The sequence below is a fragment of the Streptacidiphilus alkalitolerans genome, from assembly GCF_042511045.1.
GTDB classification, from domain to species: Bacteria; Actinomycetota; Actinomycetes; order Streptomycetales; family Streptomycetaceae; genus Streptacidiphilus; species Streptacidiphilus alkalitolerans.
On the sequence record NZ_JBHEZX010000001.1, the window covers coordinates 1 to 16,131 of the forward strand.

Genomic DNA, 16,131 nt, shown 5'->3' on the forward strand with positions numbered 1-16,131 from the left:
GCGCGGCCCACCGGACCGGTGGAGCCGCGCACGACCAGGTGGGTCGCGAGTTCCACATGCAGGGTGTCGACGGTGTGCCGCTCCAGCAGCCGCATCAGCAGCGAGACCGCCATCCGCCCCATCTCCTCCAGCGGCTGACGCACCGTGGTGAGCTGGGGAACGGTGCTGTGGCTGAGGTCGATGTCGTCGAACCCGGTGATCGAGAGGTCCTCGGGCACCCGCAGCCCGCGCTCCTGCGCCGCCCGCATCGCGCCGACCGCCGCCTTGTCGTTGAAGGCCACCAGCGCGGTGGGGCGGTCCGGCAGGTCCAGCAGTTCGCAGGCCGCGCCGTAGCCCCAGTCGACCGTGGGTTCGATGCTGCGCAGCAGCTCGGGCGAGGTCAGCGTGCCGGCCTCGGCGAGCGCCGAGGTGTGGCCGACGATCCGCGACTCGCTGGCGAGCCATTCGCGCGGCCCGCCGATCACCCCGATCCGGCGGTGGCCCAGCGCGGTCAGATGCGCGGTGACGCTGCGGCCCCCGGCGAAGTGCGCGGCGGAGACCGAGGCGATATCGCGCGGCAGCAGCGTCCTGGGGTCGACCACCACGAAGGGGAAGCCCTGCCCCTGCAGCGCGACCAGTTCCTCGCCCGGCTCGGGCGGCAGGATCAGGATCGCGCCCGCGATGCTGGGGTCCTGCGCCAGGGTGCGCAGCACCGGCGAGCGCTGGGCGGCCTCGCCGGCCTGCAGCACCAGCCGCCGGCGGTGCAGGTCCAGGGTCTCCGCGATCGAGGAGACGATCAGCCCGAAGTAGTCGGTGAGCACATAGGGGCAGCGCACATAGATCGCGCCCTCGGTGGCGCCGCGCCGGGCCGGGGCGGGGGCTCCCAGCCGGCCGACCGCGCGCCGGACCAGTTCCTCGGTCTCGGGCGCGACCTGCACCCGGCCGTTCATCACGCGTGACACGGTGGCGATCGACACGCCCGCCTCTGCGGCGATGGCGCGGACGGTGACCCTGGTTCCCGGGGGCCTACCCACGTGTTACAGCGTTTCGTTTCATGACCTCAGCCTAGCGCCGATGCCTTGACAGACGGAACGGGCGCCGCTTACCTGTGTTTCGGATGTGTTCCAGAAATAGTTTCACAATGTTACATCCGGCGAGTGAAGCGGAGAGCAGCCAGCCATGAGGACACCTCGTACCACCCTGCTGATCGCCACCAGCAGTGCCCTGGTCGCCGCCACGCTCGCGGGCTCGGGCCTCGGCAGCGCCTCGGCCGCCGAGCACCGGCAGCCGCCGCGCCCGGCCGACTCGGCCCAGGTCTGGATCACCACCCCGGACGGCACCGACACCATGGCCGACCTGGGCACGGTCGACTTCACCAGCACCCCGGCCGACCCGGCCACCGCGCCGCCGACGGTGGTGGTCGATCCGAGCCGCAGCTTCCAGACCATGACCGGCTTCGGCGCCTCGATCACCGACTCCTCCGCCGCCGTGCTCTCCACGCTGACCCCGCAGGCCAGGACCGCCGCGATGGCCTCGCTGTTCGACCCCGGGACCGGGGACGGCCTGGACTACCTGCGCCAGCCGGTGGGCGCCTCCGACTTCACCACCACCGCCGCCTACACCTACGACGACGTCCCGGCCGGGCAGAGCGACTACGGCCTCCGGCACTTCAGCGTCGCGCACGACCAGAAGCAGATCCTGCCGCTGCTGCGCCAGGCCGAGCAGCTCAACCCGCAGCTGCAGATCCTGGCCACCCCGTGGAGCCCGCCGGCCTGGATGAAGACCGGCGGCTCGCTCGACGGCGGACGGCTGATCGACGACCCCAGGGTCTACCGGGCCTACGCCGCCTACCTGGTGAAGTTCATTCAGGCCTACCGCGCCAACGGCGTGCGGGTGGACCAGATCACGGTCCAGAACGAGCCGCAGAACCGCACCCCGGCCGGCTACCCGGGCACCGACATGCCCTCCTGGCAGGAGGCCAAGGTGATCGACCAGCTCGGCCCGATGCTGCACGCCGCCGGGCTGAAGACCAAGATCCTGGCCTACGACCACAACTGGACCGAGCACCCCAACGACGCCGCCTCCACCCCGCCGGACGAGACCGCCGACATCAACGACTACCCGCAGCAGATCCTGCAGTCCAGCGCGGCCAAGTACGTCTCCGGCACCGCCTACCACTGCTACTACGGCGACCCCAGCGCGATGACCGCGCTGCACAACCAGTTCCCCAGCAAGGACATCTACTTCACCGAGTGCTCCGGCAGCCAGTCCGCCAACCCGGCCAGCACCTTCTCCGACACCCTGAAGTGGCACACCCGCAACCTGGTCATCGGCGCCACCCGGAACTGGGCCAAGACCGTCGTCAACTGGAACATCGCCCTGGACCCGTCCGGCGGCCCGCACACCGGCGGCTGCACCGGCTGCACCGGGGTGCTCACCGTCAACGCCGACGGCAGCGTCACCCGCAACGCCGAGTACTACACCCTCGGCGCGCTGGCCCGCTTCGTGAAGCCGGGCGCGGTCCGCATCGCCAGCACCTCCTTCGGCACCACCGGCTGGAACGGCCAGGTCGAGGACACCGCCTTCCGCAACCCGGACGGCAGCACCGTGCTGGTGGCCCACAACGAGAACGACAACCCGCAGACCTTCGCGGTCCAGGAAGGCGACCAGCACTTCAGCTACACCCTGCCCGGCGGCGCGCTGGCCAGCTTCGTCTGGCACGGCGTCAAGGGCGGCAAGCTGCGCCAGGCTGACCCCACCGGGTGGACCGCCACCGCGAGCGCGGCCGGGGCCACCGACACCCCGGCCCAGGCCGTGGACGACGACGCCAGCACCCGCTACTCCTCCGGCACCGGCCAGGCGCCCGGCCAGTACCTGCAGGTCGACCTGGGCCGGGCCCGGCGGCTGCAGCAGCTGGTGCTGGACACCGGCGCCTCCACCGGCGACTACCCCCGCGGCTACACCGCGACCACCAGCACCGACGGCACCCACTGGCACACCGCCGTCGCCGACGCGGCCGGTACCGGCCAGTTCACCACGGTCGACCTGGGTGACCGTCAGGTCCGCTACGTCAGGATCACTCTCACCGCCGCCTCCGGCAGCTGGTGGAGCGTCGCCGACATCCGCGGCTACCAGCACTGAGAGGCGGCAGCTGAGGGGTGGGATCGGTCGGTCTGCACTATTTTGAGCAGGACCGACGAGAAGGGGACACAGCCATGGCCACCGCGCAGGATCCCCCGGCGAACCCACCCCCCGCTCCGCCGAGGGCCACCGCGCGGAAGGTGCTGGGCAAGTGGCCGGTGTGGGTCTTCCCTTCCGTGCTGGTCACCCTGGTGTCCTTCTGCCTGGCCCTGGTCTACTCCGGTGGGATCGGCGACCCGCAGGGCTCGATGCACCATCTGCCGGTCGGCCTGATCAGCCAGGACGCCGGCCCGCTGGGCGAGCAGATGATCCGGGGCATCGCGGCGGCCCCGAATCCGGACCAGAAGGTCGACTGGAAGCTGATGACCCCGGCGGAGGCCCAGGACGCCTTCGACTCCGGCCGCCTCTACGGCGCCATCTCGGTGCCCGCGAACTTCACCGCCGCGCTCACCAGCATCACCGCCCCGCCGGGAACGGCCGGCACCACCGCCCGGCCCCAGGTCACCCTGCTGACCAACCCCGGCGCCGGCAGCCTGGCCTCCTCGCTGGCCACCGGGGTGGAGCAGCAGGCCCTGCGGGCCGCCTCGCAGCGCATCGGCGCCGATCTGAGCGCCCGGCAGCGCGCGACGGGCATCCAGCCCAGCGCGGCCCAGACCATGCTGCTGGCCGACCCGGTCTCCTCCCGTACCGTGCCGGGGCACGCCCTGGCGACCAGGACCGGCCTCGGCCTGACCGCCTTCTATGTCGCGCTGCTGGTGGTGATGTCGGGGTTCCTGGGCGCGAACATCATCAGCAGCGGGGTGGACGCCGCGCTGGGGTACGCCCCCAGCGAGCTGGGTCCGCGCCGCCAGGTGCGGACCACCGTGCCGATCAGCCGGTTCCAGACCCTGCTGGTCAAGATGACCATGTCGGTGGTGCTGTCGCTGGTGACGGCGAGCGTGGTGCTGCTGGCCACCGCCGTGGTGGTGCGGCTGGCCATGCCGCACCCGTTCCAGCTGTGGCTGTTCGCGGTCTGCGCCAGCGCGGTGGTCGGGGTGGGCGCGCAGGCGGTGATCGCGGTCTTCGGCGGGCTCGGACAGGTCGTCAGCATGTTCTTCTTCGTGGCCCTGGCCATCCCCTCCGCCGGAGCCACCATCCCACTGGAGGCGGTGCCCGGCTTCTACCGCTTCCTGGCCCAGTTCGAGCCGATGCGGCAGATCAGCGGCGGGGTCCGGGCGATCATGTACTTCGACGCCAGGGCCGACGCCGGCCTGCAGCGCGCCTGGATCATGCTGGCCATCGGCTTCGCCGTCGCCCTCTGCCTCGGCCTCGGCATCACCCGCTGGTACGACCGCCGCGGCTACCACCGGGTTCACCCGGCCGACGGGTAGTACGCGGTCCCGTCCATCAGCCTCCGGGCGGTGCGGCTGAATCCGAGCAGGTCGAAGCGGACGTACGGGGCCTGGTCGGTGGTGTCGGCCCTCACCCGGGTGGGGGTGACCCCCGACGGATGCCCGATCAGCAGGGTGTCCGCGCTGCGGTTCAGCGCCACCGACGCGACGACCGAGCCCTTCACCCGGGACGCGGCGGCCAAGGAGATCGAGGCGGTCCCGGCGATGCTCTCGTGCAGGCGGTTCATGAAGACCAGCCGGACCCGCAGGTCCATCTCCGACTCGGCGGCGCTGCCGCCGCCGAGGGTGCGGTAGTCGGCGGGCGGGGCGACCAGACCGATCAGCGGCAGCCCGGGCGAGGCAGGATCGTCGACCCGGCGCCAGTCGGCGCCGGGCAGCAGCAGCGCGGTGACCCGGCCGCGGATCTCACGGAGGGTGTCCAGCAGCGCGGAGTCCTGGTCGATCTCCTCCGCCGACTCGCTGCCGGTCCGGCCCAGGTCGGCCGCGCGCACCCAGACCACCGGGTTGCCGGCGTCGCAGAGGGTCACCTCGACCACCCTGCCGTCCCGCAGGGTGACGCTGTCGACCGGACTGCCGGTGGGCAGCAGCCGACCGGTCTTCGCACCGATGGTGCTGGCCCAGTCCATGACGATCTCGGCGCCGGTGCCGGGCACGCCCGGCACCGCGTAGTCGCCGTCGACCTCGGCCCTGCCGTTCCGCACCGGCACCTCGGCGACAATCAGCTTGCCGGTGTTGGTGTTGTGGATCCGCACCCTGGTCCTGCCCTCGACCGCCGGGACCAGCCCCTCGTCCACCGCGAACGGGCCGACGCCCGAGGAGATGTTGCCGCAGTTACCGCCGTAACCGATCCCGTCACCCTCGATGTCGACCTGGGCGAAGGTGTAGTCGACGTCGGCGTCGGCGCGGTCCGACGGCGCCACGATCGCCACCTTCGAGGTGATCGGCCGGGAGCCGCCCAGCCCGTCGATCTGCAGCACGTCCGGCGAGCCCATCAGCCGCTTGAGCAGCGCGTCCCGCGCGGGCCCCGGCGCCGGCAGGTCGGCCTGGTGGAAGAACAGCCCTTTGCTGGTCCCGGCCCGCATCAGGACCGAGCGGACGGTCGCCTGGCCGCCGTCCGGCCGCCGGGCCAGCGCCAGCAGTTGTCGTGCCCCGGCGGGCGGGCCCGGGGCGCAGAGCACCTCCAGCAGCGCGTCGGCCCGGGCGGCGCCGAGTACCGGTACGGCCAGGCCGCGGAACTTCCCGCGGAGCCGGGCCTGCTGGGCGGCGAGATCGGATTCGGGGGTGCTGACGTCATGGGCGGCGTGCAGCACGGTGCCGTCGTGCAGGGCGATGTCGACCCTGGTCGGACCACCGGACACGCCGTCCTCGGCCAGCACCACCCTGGACCGCAGCGCGACCACCTCCGGGTCGGCCGCGTCCGCGTCGTCGATCACGGCGGTGCCGCGGCCGAGCAGCGCCATCGCGGCGAGGTGGACCAGGCTGAACTTCACCTCAAGTCCGGTGGCCGGTTCGGGGACGGCACAGGCGCCGAGCTCCAACTCGCCCACATGCACGGTCACCTGGCTGACCTGCCGCACGTCGATCCGGTCCGAGGCGCACAGCCCGCGAATGCCGTCGATCATCGAGTGCGTCATGAAGCAGGACGCGTGGTACTTGAACAGGTTGTCGCGCAGATGCCATCCGGAGGGCGGATCACCGAGCGCTGCCTCCCGGTCGCACACTCCACCGGCCGTTGCGGCAAAACCCTGGCTGTGCTCGATCGCGTCGGTGCCGGCGCTGAAGCCCCGCTCCGCCATCAGCGCGGCCAACAGGCCGTTCTCGCAGGCTTTCCCGGCGTGGAAGGACTTGGTCATCGTGCCCAGGTTGCTCTTCAGCCCGGCGGCCTGACTGGCGGCCAGGCCGAAGGCCACCGCCGTCCGCTCGGCCTCCAGGCCCAGCAGCCGGGCGCAGGCCGCCGCCGCGCCGAAGGTGCCGACGGTGCCGGTGGAGTGGAATCCGCGCAGATAGGGCTGCGGGCCGATCGCCAGGGCCACCCGGCAGGCGGTCTCGTAGCCGGTGACGAACGCGGTGACCAGCTCGGGACCGGTCGCATCCCGTTGCTCGGCCAGCGCCAGGACGGCTCCGGCGACCGCCACCGAGACATGACCCAGGAACGCGGCGTTGACGTCGTCGAAGTCCAGCCGGTGCGAGGACGTCCCGTTGACCAGGGCGGCCTGCAGGGTGGGCAACCGCCTGCCGTGCCCCACCACGGTCGCGCTGCGCGGGTCGCCCGGATCCGCCGACGGCAGCAGGTCCAGCAGGATCAGCGGGCCGTCCTCGGCACTGCCGCCGAGCGTCACCCCGAACCAGTCCAGCAGGCACTGCCGGGCCAACTGGACCACGTCGTCCGGGAGATCGCCGTAGCTGAGGGCGGCGGACCGCTCGGCGAGCGCCAGGGTCAGGCCGGTGGCTGGTGCGGTGTCCATGGTGGGGCTCCTTCTGAGAACTTTTGAGACTTAGAACTGCTCCAGGAAGCGGTGGAAGTCCTCGACCCCGGCCCCGGTCAGCGGCTCGCCGTGGGCGAATCCGGCCGCCCGCACACCCTGCGGGAGCCGGGCGAGGCTGCTGCCCCGGGTGGCCGGGTCGGCGGCGAGCGCGGCCGGGCCCAGTGCCAGTTCGCCGCGGTGGAACAGGGCGTCGCCCAGCAGCACGGTGCGGCTGGGCTCATGGACCAGCACCACATGGCCGGGGGTGTGGCCCGGGGTGTGCAGCACCCGCAGTCCGGCCGCGCCCTCGATCAGCTGACCGTCCGTCAGCAGGCCGTCCGGGGTGACGGGTTGCCAGTGCAGCGCGGGCAGGCGGTCGATCAGCCGGCCCACCGCGCCGGAGCGTCCGGCTGCGGGGACCCGGCCGGCCCGCAGCCAGTCGGCGTCGGCCGCGTGGATCAGGACTTGGGCGCCGGTGTCGCGGCGCAGTTCGGCTGCTCCCTTCACATGGTCCGGGTGGGCGTGGGTGAGCACGATCCGCTTGATGTCGCCCGGCTTGCGGCCGAGTTCGGCGAGCGCGGCGAGCAGCACACCGGGCGCCTTGGCCCAGCCGACGTCGACCAGGGTGAGGCCGTCGTCGCCGTCGACCAGGAAGGCGTTGTCGCGGCTGCTGGTGGCCACCCGGGTGATGCCGGTGGCGAGTTGCTGGTGCATGGGGGTGGATCAGCCCTTCGGAATCGGTACGTAGCCCTCGCGGGCGAGTTTGGGCAGGATCCCGCCGGCCGCCAGGATCTCCAGTACCAGCGGCGGCAGCGGTCCGCCCTCCAGCCGGGGACCGGTGCCGGTGTTCTCGACCCAGCCCTCGGCGAAGTCCAGGGTCATGGTGTCGCCGTCGGCGAACGCGGCGGTGACACCGGGGACGGTGAGCGCGGGCAGCCCGTGGTTGATGGCGTTGCGCAGGAACAGCGAGTTGAACTCCTCGGCGATCAGCGCCGCCACGCCCAGCTCGCGGAACAGCGCGGCGACCGGACGGGAGGAGCCGAGGCCGAAGTTGCGTCCGGCCACCACGATGTCGCCGGGCTCGACCCGGTCGGTCCAGCCGGGGCGCAGCTCGTAGAAGACGTGACGGGCCGCCTCGGGGATCGGCAGCTTCATCGCGAAGGCCGGGTACATCGCGTCGGTGGTGACGCTGTCGCCCACCACCCAGACCCGGCCTGTTAGTTGAGTGTCCATCAGTTCAGCTCCCCACGGGGGTCGGTGACACGTCCGGTGAGTGCGGAGGCGGCCACGGTGGCCGGCGAGGCCATGTAGATCTCGGCGTCGGGGCTGCCCATCCGGCCGGTGAAGTTGCGGGTGCTGGAGGTCAGGCAGACCTCGCCGGGGCCGAGCAGGCCCATGTGGTAGCCGAAGCAGGCCCCGCAGGTGGAGTTGGTGACCACGGCCCCGGCGTCGGCCAGGTCCTGGAGGTAGCCGGCCCGCATGGCGTCGCGGTAGACCTGCTGGGAGGCGGGGGTCACCAGCAGCCGCACCCCGGGGGCGACCTTGCGGCCGCGGACGATCGCGGCGGCGATGGCCAGGTCCTCCAACTGGCCGTTGGCGCAGGAGCCGATGAAGCACTGGTTCACCGGCCGCCGCTCGATCGCGGTGATCGGGAACGCATTGTGGCTGACCGTCCCCGGCCGGGCCACGTACGGCACCAGCGCGTCCAGGTCGACGGTGCGCACCGCCGCGTAGACCGCGTCGGGGTCGGCGTCGGCCACGAGGTAGGGGGCCCGGCCAGGGGTGTGCCGGTCGATGAACTCCCGGCACAGCTCGTCGGCGGGGAAGGTGGAGAAGTCGGCGGATATCTCGGCGCCCTGGGTGGCGATGGTGCGCCGGTCGTTCATCGGGATCGAGGCCAGGCCGGGGCCGCCGAACTCCAGATTGTGGTTGGTGGCGTCCCCGTAGGTCCCGGCGATGTGCAGGAAGACGTCTTTGCCGGAGACGGCCGCGGGCTTGCTGCCGGTGAACTCGTAGCGGATGGTCGGCGCGATCTGGAACCAGGTCCGGCCGGTGCACAGGATCGAGTACACCTCGGCCGGGCCGAGGCCGCGGGCGGCGGTGTTGTACGCGCCGCCGGCGCAGGTGTGCGAGTCGGTGCAGGCGAGGATCTCGCCGGGCCGGGCCAGGCCGTTCTCGGCGATGACCTGGTGGCAGATGCCGTGCTGCCCGACGTCGTAGAACCTCTCGATGCCGAAGTCCCGGGCGAAGGCACGGGCCTTGGTCCCACCGGCGGCGTCGAGCACGGACGGGGCGGGGACGGCGTGGTCCATCACCACGGCGACCTTGGCCGGGTCGTTGATCCGCAGCGGCTGGACCCAGCCGGTGGCGAACTGCAGGTCGATCATCACCGTCATGTCGACGTCGCAGACCACGGTCTGACCGACCGTCACCTGGTCCAGGCCCGCGTTGCGGGCGAGGATCTTCTCGATCATGGTCATCCCCATCAGGCACCGACCCTTTCCCCGGCGCTGCGGTAGCGCTCGCCGATGGCGGACCACTCGCGCAGTCCCACCAGCTCGAACAGCCCCTGCGGCCCCGGGGTGAGGTCGCTCGGCAGCGTCCCGCCCAGCCGCACCAGCGCGTCGAAGCCCGCCAGTACGGTGGGGCCGAGCAGCGCGCCGGGGTGGATGGCGATGCGGTAGCCCAGTGCGGCCAGTCGGTCCGGCCCGGTGTCCGGGGTCAGACCGCCCTGCACCATGTTGATCAGCAGCGGGGCCCGCACCTCGGCGGCGATCCGCTCGATCTCGCCGATGCTCTGCGGGGCCTCGACAAAGATGAGGTCCGCCCCGGCGGCGGCATAGCGGTTGGCCCGGTCGATCGCCTCGTCGAGCCCGGACGGCCCCCTGGCGTCGGTCCTGGCGATGACGACCAGGTCGGGGTCGGTACGGGCGTCGAGCGCCGCGCTCAGCTTGTCCTGGAACTCGGCCGCCGGAATCAGCTCCTTGTCGGGCAGGTGGCCGCACTTCTTGGGGAAGGCCTGGTCCTCCAGCTGGATCGCGGCCACCCCCGCGCGCTCGTACTCGCGCACGGTGCGCACCACGTTCATCGCGGTGCCGTAGCCGGTGTCGGCATCGGCGATCAGCGGCACCCCGCCGAGCGCGGCGACGACCACCCGGGCCCGCTCGGCCATCTCGGTCGCGGTGAGCAGCCCGATGTCGGGCAGCCCGAAGCCGCCGACGGCGACTCCCGCACCGGTCAGATAGGCGGCGCCGAAGCCGGTACGGGCGACCAGGGCGGCCGTGAGCCCGTCGTAGACACCGGGCGCGGTGACCAGACCGCCATCGGCCAGCAGCCTGCGCAGCCGTGCGCCGGGCGAGGGCTCCGGGCCGCGGTCCTGCTCGGGATGGGACATCTCAGGAAGGGACATGGGTAGCACCTCTCAGTCCAGGGCCCGGCGGGCCGGAGCGGCCAGCAGGTCCACGAGTTCGGTCAGGTCGGAGAGGCCCTCGAGACCGAGGACGAGCTGCTCGATCCGCGCGGCCCGGGCCGGGTCGACCACCTGGGTGGTGAGGGTCCGGTACTTGGCACGGATCTCCTGGTCGGTCAGCGGATCGTCCGGCCCGCCGTGCGGCTGGTTCAGCGCCCGGGTGAGCACCTCGCCGCCGCGCAGGGACAGGGTGACCCGGGTGTTGTAGCCGGGCTGCGCCCAGGCCGGGTCCTGCTGCTCATCGACCTCGGCCACCTCGGTCCGGCCGATCAACTGCCAGACGTCGTCGGCGTCCAGCCGCGCGGGGGTGAACTGCTCGGGGCCGACCCGGCCGTCCAGCAGCGCGACGGCGGTGGCGTAGCCGATGTTCATCTGGGCGCCGATGGGGGTCAGCGGGCGCTCGGGGGCCCACCAGCCGTGGTGGTGGATCGCGGTGGGCACCTCGATCCGGATCCGCTCCACGTCCTCGGCCCGCAGCCCGCGTCCTTCGGTCAGCGCGAGCACGGCGTCGACGGCCGGGTGCAGGCCGCCCATCGCCGCGTGGATCTTCACGGTGACGGCCGCGGTGTTCCACTGCTCGCCCAGCTGCTGGGTGATCTGCGAGGCGTCGGGGTGGTGGCCCTCGCCGAAGGTCGACAGGAACCCGCCGTACGGGCGCTCGAACACCCGCTTGATGCCGGTGTAACCGCCCTGCGCCAGGCCCGCCGCGTAGAAGCCGTTGCGCGCGGCCAGACCGTGGTGCATCCGCTTGGACATCGCCTCGTACTGGGCCGCCATCAGTCCGGCGGACTGGGTTCCGGCCAGGCCGAGGGCGTCCTCGAACTCCGCCGGGCCGAGTCCGCGCAGGGCGCCGGAGGCGGCGGCTGCGGCATGGGTGCCGAACACGGACCCGGAGTGCCAGCCGCGCACCAGCATCTCCGGGCCGCCCAGCGCCAGGCCCACCCGGGTGCCGGTCTCGATCCCCAGCACCACGGCGCGCAGGAACTCCGCGCCGCTGACCGTGCCGCCTGCCGCGCCGAGCTGGGACACCGTGGACAGCAGCGCGGGCAGCAGCAGCGAGGTGCTGTGCAGCGGCGCGGCCGGGAAGTAGTCGTCCAGTTCGAAGCCCTGGATGAAGGTGCCGTTCAGCACGGCCGCCGCGGGTGCGCTGGTGCTGCGGCCCCAGCCGATCAGCGGCGTGCTGCCCCCGCCCTCCATCGGCAGCACCGCCTCCACCGCGGTACGGGACCAGGGCAGCTGCGCGCCGATCAGGGCGCAGCCCAGACCGTCCAGCACCAGGTGCGCGGCCCGCTCGCGCACGGTGGCGGGGATCCGCTCAAGGCCGGTGCCGGCCAGCCAGCCCGCCAGCTGCCCGGTGGGGCCGTCCGGATCGGTCGGTCGGGTGGCCTGCTGTGTTGGTACGGACACCGCACTCATCTCCACACTGTGACGTTCAGAGTTCATATTGTGCAAACTCAGATTCACATGGTGATTCGATCCGTGTCAAGCAGACAGACCACCGCCCCCGCTGCGGACCTGCGCGCAACGGGGGCGGAAGGGAAGCCTGGGACGGACTCAGCGCATGCTGCCCTGCCCGGCCGCGGTGAAGTAGGCCGCCAGCCGCACGCAGCACGCGGTGAGCTGCGAGGACACGGCCAGGGCGCGCTGCTCGGTGAAGCGCTCGGCCGGGCCCACCACGGCCACCGACATGGTGGTCGGCGCCCCGTCCCGCAGCACCGGGGCGGCGATGCCGCGCACCCCCGGGTGGTTCACCCCGCTGGACACCGCGAAGCCGCGGCCGGCGATGGTGCGCAGCCGGTCCAGCAGCTCCGCCCGGTCGGTGCGGCCCTCGATGTAGCGCGCCACGATCCGCTCCGCCTCGGCCGGGTCCAGGTGCGCCAGCACCGCGAGCCCGCTCGCGCCCCGGACCAGCAGGTTCGACTCCCCCAGGGTGCTCACCATGCGCAGGGCGTGGGTCTCGTCCTCGGCCCCGGCCACCAGGATCGCCAGGTCACCGGCCCGCTGATGCAGCGTCACCGTCTCGCCGGTGGCCCGGGACAGCTGCTGCAGGATCGCCCGCACCGGGGCGTAGGTGTGCACATTGAGCGCGCCGACCTCGGCGAACACCGCGCAGCGGGGGCCGGCCCGGTAGCCGTCGTGGCCGAACTTCTCGGCGTAGCCCTCCTCCTGCAGCACCCGCATCAGCCGGTAGGCGGTGCTCTTGGTCAGCCCGGTGCGCTCCACCAGGGTGTCCAGCCGCACCGGCTGCTCCGCGATCAGCGTCTCGATCAGCCGCAGTGCCCGCCTGGCCGTCTCCGCGCCGCGTACCCGGCCGTTGTCGGCCGCGGAATCGGCGGGGTCCGCCGGGTCGGCACTGGGGTCTGCGGCATCGGTCTCGAAGTCGGCGCTCGTCACAATGTGAAACTATACGGGCCCGGTCCCGGCCGCGAGCAGGGTGCCCAGTTTGTCGGCCATACCGGTCCAGGCCCGCCGCGCGCCGTCGTGGATCGGCTGGGTGGGGAGCAGTTCGTGCAGGATGGTCATCTCGGTGGCGTCCCCCTCCGGGCGCAGGGTGACGGTGACCCGGGTGGTGCGGTGCTGGGTGGTGCCGGCCGCCCAGGTGAAGACCAGCCGGTGCGGCGGCTCGACCACCAGGTACTCGCCGGTGACCTCGTCCGCCCCGCTGGCCAGCATCTTGACGATGCGGTAGCGACCGCCGACGACCGGGTCGCAGACGGCCTCGGCGACGAAGCCGGGGTCGGGGCAGAGCCACAGCTGCAGTTGGTCGGCGTCGGTCCAGGCGGCGAAGACCTGCTCCGGGCTGGCCTTGAGGGTGCGGGTCACCCGCACCACGGTGTCACTCACGGGGTAGGCCTCTCCTCGATCTGCTGTTCCAGGTGGTCGGCCAGGGCGTCCGCACGGCGCTCCCAGAAGCCGGTGTACTCGCTGATCCACCGTTCGGCCTCGGTCAGCGGCTGCGGGTTGGCGCTCAGGTAGTGCTCGCGACCGCGGATCTCGCGGCGCAGCAGGCCAGCCCGCTCCAGCACCGCGATGTGCTTGGAGACCGCGGCCAGCGACATCGGCAGTGGCGCGGCGATCTCGGTGACCCGGGCCTCGGCCGTGCGCAGGCGCTGCAGTATGGCCCGGCGGGTGGGGTCGGCCAGGGCCATGTAGGTCAGATCCAGGGGTGCGGCAAGACGTTCAACCATATTGCTGAACGTTAGCGCGAAGAGTACATTCAACCAACAGGTTGAACGTTTCTACCAAGGAGCCGTACCCCATGTCCGCCCATGAATCCACCACCCCTCCGGCCGGGTCCACCGCGACCGGGACCGCGATCGTCACCGGCGCCGGACGCGGCATCGGCCGCGCCACCGCCGTCGCGCTGAGCCGGGCCGGCCTGCGGGTCGTCGGGGTCGCCCGCGACCGCGGCGAGCTGGAGAAGGTCCACGCCGAACTCGGCGACTCCTTCGTCCCGGTCACCGCCGACGCCACCGACCCGGCCGTCGCCGAGCGGCTGCTCGGCCAGTACGCCCCGCGGCTCCTGGTGCTCAACGCCGGAGCGGTTCCGTATGCGCGGCCGGTCCACACGTACACCTGGGAGGAGTTCAGCCTGCACTGGCAGGCCGACGTCCAGCACGCCTTCCACTGGACCCGGCTGGCCCTGACCACCCCGCTGCCGCCGGGCAGCACCGTGGTCGCCGTCTCCAGCGGAGCCGCGCTGCGCGGCTCGCCGGTCAGCGGGGGCTACGCCGGGGCGAAGGCCACCATCAGGTTCCTCACCGCCTACGCGGCCGAGGAGTCCGAGCGGGCCGGACTCGGCATCACCTTCCTGTCCGTCCTGCCGCCGCTGACCCCCGGCAGCGGCGTGGGCGACTCGGGCGTCGCCGGCTACGCCGCCCGGTCCGGTGTGCCGGAGGCCGACTTCATCCAGCGGCTCGGCCCCGTCTCCACCCCCGACCGGCTCGGCGACACCATCGCCGCCCTCGCCCTGGACCCGGCCCACGAGCCCCGCGGCTACCAGCTCACCCCGTCCGGCCCGGTCCCCCTCGACTAGGTTCTGCCGGGCGGTGGCAGGATGCGAGGGCGTATCCGCTCGACGGAAGTGAGTCCTGGGCATGGCCGTCATCCACCAGACCGACCTCAAGCCGACCAAGCTGGAGCTGCTCACCGCCTGGCTGCCGTCCCGGCCGTGGTACCTCGGCGACCCGGCCGGGCCGGTGCTGGCCAAGGCCGGCGGTTTCCGGCTGGACGATCCGGAGGGGGAGGTCGGGATCGAGTTCATGGTGGTCACCGACACCTCCGGCACCCTCCCGACCAGCTACCTGCTGCCGCTCACCTATCGCGGCGCCCCGCTGGACGGGGCCGAGCACGCCCTCGTCGGCACCACGGAGCACGGGGTGCTCGGCCCGCGCTGGGCCTATGACGGCTGCCACGACCCGGTGCTGGTCGCCCAGTTGCTGGCCCTGATCCAGGGCCGGGTCGAGGCTCAGGCGCAGAACACCAGCGACAGCCCCGACCGGGAGGTCACCCGCTCCTACCGCGCCCACGGCGCCGTCCCCGCGGACTTCACCGCCGCCGCCACCGACGACGCCACCGACGACGCCACCGACGACGCCGAGGGCACCGAACTGACCGGACCGGACGGCACGAGCCTGCGCCTGCACCGGGTCCTGCGCCCGGCCCCGGACGGCGGGCCGGTTCCGCCGCCGGAGGCAGTGGGCCACGTCGCCGGCGCCTGGCACGGTCCGGACGGCACCACCGTCCGCGGCCTGTTCGTCGCGGTCCACGCGCGGGCTCAGGAGGTGCCGTCGCGCCAGGAGTAGCGGGCGGTGAAGCCCAGCAGGTCCTCGGCCCGGCGGGTGCTGAAGAGGGTGCCGAAGCCCTCCGGCGCCCGCTCGGCCGGGAGCGTGGGGTGGTAGCGGCGCACCAGCTCACGGCTGGGCAGCAGCGAGGTGGTGTCGGGAGCGGTGACGTTGAACACCTGATAGCCCGTCAAAGGGCTTTGCAGCGCCGCCTCGACGGCCCGGGCGGCGTCCCTGGTGTCCAGCCAGCCCCAGAGCTCGCCCCGGCTGAAGCCGCCGGGATCCGCGTGCACGCCGCGGAGCATCCGGTGCAGCCGCTCCCCGCTGCCCAGGAACGGGAAGCGCAGGCTGGCCACGGTCGCCCCGTCCCGCCGGGCCACGGTCTGCGCGACCACCTCGCTCAGGTGCTTGGACAGCCCGTACACGTCCTCGCCGACGAACGGGTGCTGCTCGGTGACCGGTATCTCCCGCGGCGCGCGGTAGTGCGAGGACCAGGCCAGACCCAGCGCCGACAGGCTGGAGACATGCACGATCCGGCGGACGCCCGCGTGCCCGGCCGCGCTGAGCACCCGCTGCGCGGCCTCCACATTGACCGTGAAGACCTCCTGCTCGGTGCCCAGCTTCGGCGAGGGCAGCGCCGCCGCGTGCACCACCGCGTCCATCCCGGCCACCGCCTGCGCCGCCTGCTCCGCGTCGAGCAGGTCGCCGCAGCGGAACTCGTCGGCCGCCAGGACCTGCGGCCTGCGGTCGTGGGCCCTGACCGTCCAGCCGCCCGCGGTCAGCAGGGCGACCACCTCGCGTCCGAGCAGGCCTGCCGCACCGGTCACCAGAACCCTCATGGCCGCACCCCTTAACCTGTTAATAGATTATCTTTAGCATGTTAAGTCATCGCAAGGAGGCCG

At 72.6% G+C, this 16,131-nt stretch carries 15 protein-coding genes; 4 read left to right on the forward strand and 11 right to left on the reverse strand.

Annotation, left to right across the window (positions count from 1 at the left end):
• Positions 1–1,013 (reverse strand): LacI family DNA-binding transcriptional regulator (locus tag ACEZDG_RS00005; protein ID WP_380500776.1); only part of this gene is annotated, 1,013 nt, incomplete at its 3' end.
• A gap of 145 nt (positions 1,014–1,158) precedes the next feature.
• On the opposite strand from ACEZDG_RS00005, the gene ACEZDG_RS00010 reads away from it, so the two are divergent.
• Positions 1,159–3,120 carry a discoidin domain-containing protein gene (locus tag ACEZDG_RS00010; protein ID WP_380500778.1) on the forward strand — a complete coding sequence of 654 codons (1,962 nt, stop codon included), beginning with the start codon at positions 1,159–1,161 and terminating at the stop codon, positions 3,118–3,120.
• Positions 3,121–3,194: 74 nt separating this feature from the next.
• Positions 3,195–4,490: a YhgE/Pip domain-containing protein gene (locus tag ACEZDG_RS00015; RefSeq protein WP_380500780.1), complete on the forward strand. Its 1,296-nt coding sequence runs from the start codon at positions 3,195–3,197 to the stop codon at positions 4,488–4,490.
• On the opposite strand, the gene ACEZDG_RS00020 is transcribed toward ACEZDG_RS00015, so the two are convergent.
• From ACEZDG_RS00020 to ACEZDG_RS00060, 9 genes are all read right to left on the reverse strand, one after another.
• A complete protein-coding gene (locus tag ACEZDG_RS00020; protein ID WP_380500782.1) occupies positions 4,472–6,976 on the reverse strand; it encodes a PrpF domain-containing protein in 2,505 nt (834 codons plus the stop codon). The two genes, ACEZDG_RS00015 and ACEZDG_RS00020, sit on opposite strands and share 19 nt — an antisense overlap.
• A gap of 30 nt (positions 6,977–7,006) precedes the next feature.
• Positions 7,007–7,690 (reverse strand): MBL fold metallo-hydrolase, encoded by a 684-nt coding sequence (locus ACEZDG_RS00025; RefSeq protein ID WP_380500784.1) that lies wholly within the window; start codon positions 7,688–7,690, stop codon positions 7,007–7,009.
• A 9-nt stretch (positions 7,691–7,699) separates the two neighbouring features.
• Positions 7,700–8,209, reverse strand: a complete 510-nt coding sequence (locus tag ACEZDG_RS00030; protein WP_380500786.1) for a LeuD/DmdB family oxidoreductase small subunit — start codon at positions 8,207–8,209, stop codon at positions 7,700–7,702.
• A complete protein-coding gene (locus ACEZDG_RS00035) occupies positions 8,209–9,450 on the reverse strand; it encodes a 3-isopropylmalate dehydratase large subunit (protein ID WP_380500788.1) in 1,242 nt (413 codons plus the stop codon). The genes ACEZDG_RS00030 and ACEZDG_RS00035 overlap by 1 nt, the downstream gene beginning before the upstream one ends.
• 11 nt (positions 9,451–9,461) lie before the next feature.
• Positions 9,462–10,385, reverse strand: coding sequence for an isocitrate lyase/PEP mutase family protein (locus ACEZDG_RS00040; RefSeq protein ID WP_380500790.1), 924 nt, complete (start codon positions 10,383–10,385; stop codon positions 9,462–9,464).
• Positions 10,386–10,397: 12 nt separating this feature from the next.
• A complete protein-coding gene (locus tag ACEZDG_RS00045) occupies positions 10,398–11,852 on the reverse strand; it encodes an MmgE/PrpD family protein (protein ID WP_380500792.1) in 1,455 nt (484 codons plus the stop codon).
• 147 nt (positions 11,853–11,999) lie between these two features.
• Positions 12,000–12,839: an IclR family transcriptional regulator gene (locus tag ACEZDG_RS00050; protein WP_380500794.1), complete on the reverse strand. Its 840-nt coding sequence runs from the start codon at positions 12,837–12,839 to the stop codon at positions 12,000–12,002.
• Between the two features lie 9 nt (positions 12,840–12,848).
• Entirely contained in the window at positions 12,849–13,289 is a 441-nt protein-coding gene (locus ACEZDG_RS00055) for an SRPBCC family protein (RefSeq protein ID WP_380500796.1), read from the reverse strand.
• Positions 13,286–13,633, reverse strand: coding sequence for an ArsR/SmtB family transcription factor (locus ACEZDG_RS00060; protein ID WP_380500798.1), 348 nt, complete (start codon positions 13,631–13,633; stop codon positions 13,286–13,288). Before ACEZDG_RS00060 ends, ACEZDG_RS00055 begins: the two co-directional genes overlap by 4 nt.
• Before the next feature lie 71 nt (positions 13,634–13,704).
• Here ACEZDG_RS00060 and ACEZDG_RS00065 point away from each other — a divergent pair, with 71 nt between their 5' ends.
• Both ACEZDG_RS00065 and ACEZDG_RS00070 read left to right on the forward strand, forming a co-directional pair.
• Entirely contained in the window at positions 13,705–14,481 is a 777-nt protein-coding gene (locus ACEZDG_RS00065) for an SDR family NAD(P)-dependent oxidoreductase (RefSeq protein WP_380500800.1), read from the forward strand.
• 61 nt (positions 14,482–14,542) lie between these two features.
• Complete coding sequence (locus ACEZDG_RS00070) at positions 14,543–15,250, forward strand: maltokinase N-terminal cap-like domain-containing protein (RefSeq protein WP_380500802.1); 708 nt, start codon at positions 14,543–14,545, stop codon at positions 15,248–15,250.
• On the opposite strand, the gene ACEZDG_RS00075 is transcribed toward ACEZDG_RS00070, so the two are convergent.
• Positions 15,223–16,068: an NAD-dependent epimerase/dehydratase family protein gene (locus ACEZDG_RS00075; RefSeq protein WP_380500803.1), complete on the reverse strand. Its 846-nt coding sequence runs from the start codon at positions 16,066–16,068 to the stop codon at positions 15,223–15,225. The two genes, ACEZDG_RS00070 and ACEZDG_RS00075, sit on opposite strands and share 28 nt — an antisense overlap.
• Positions 16,069–16,131: the final 63 nt, after the last annotated feature.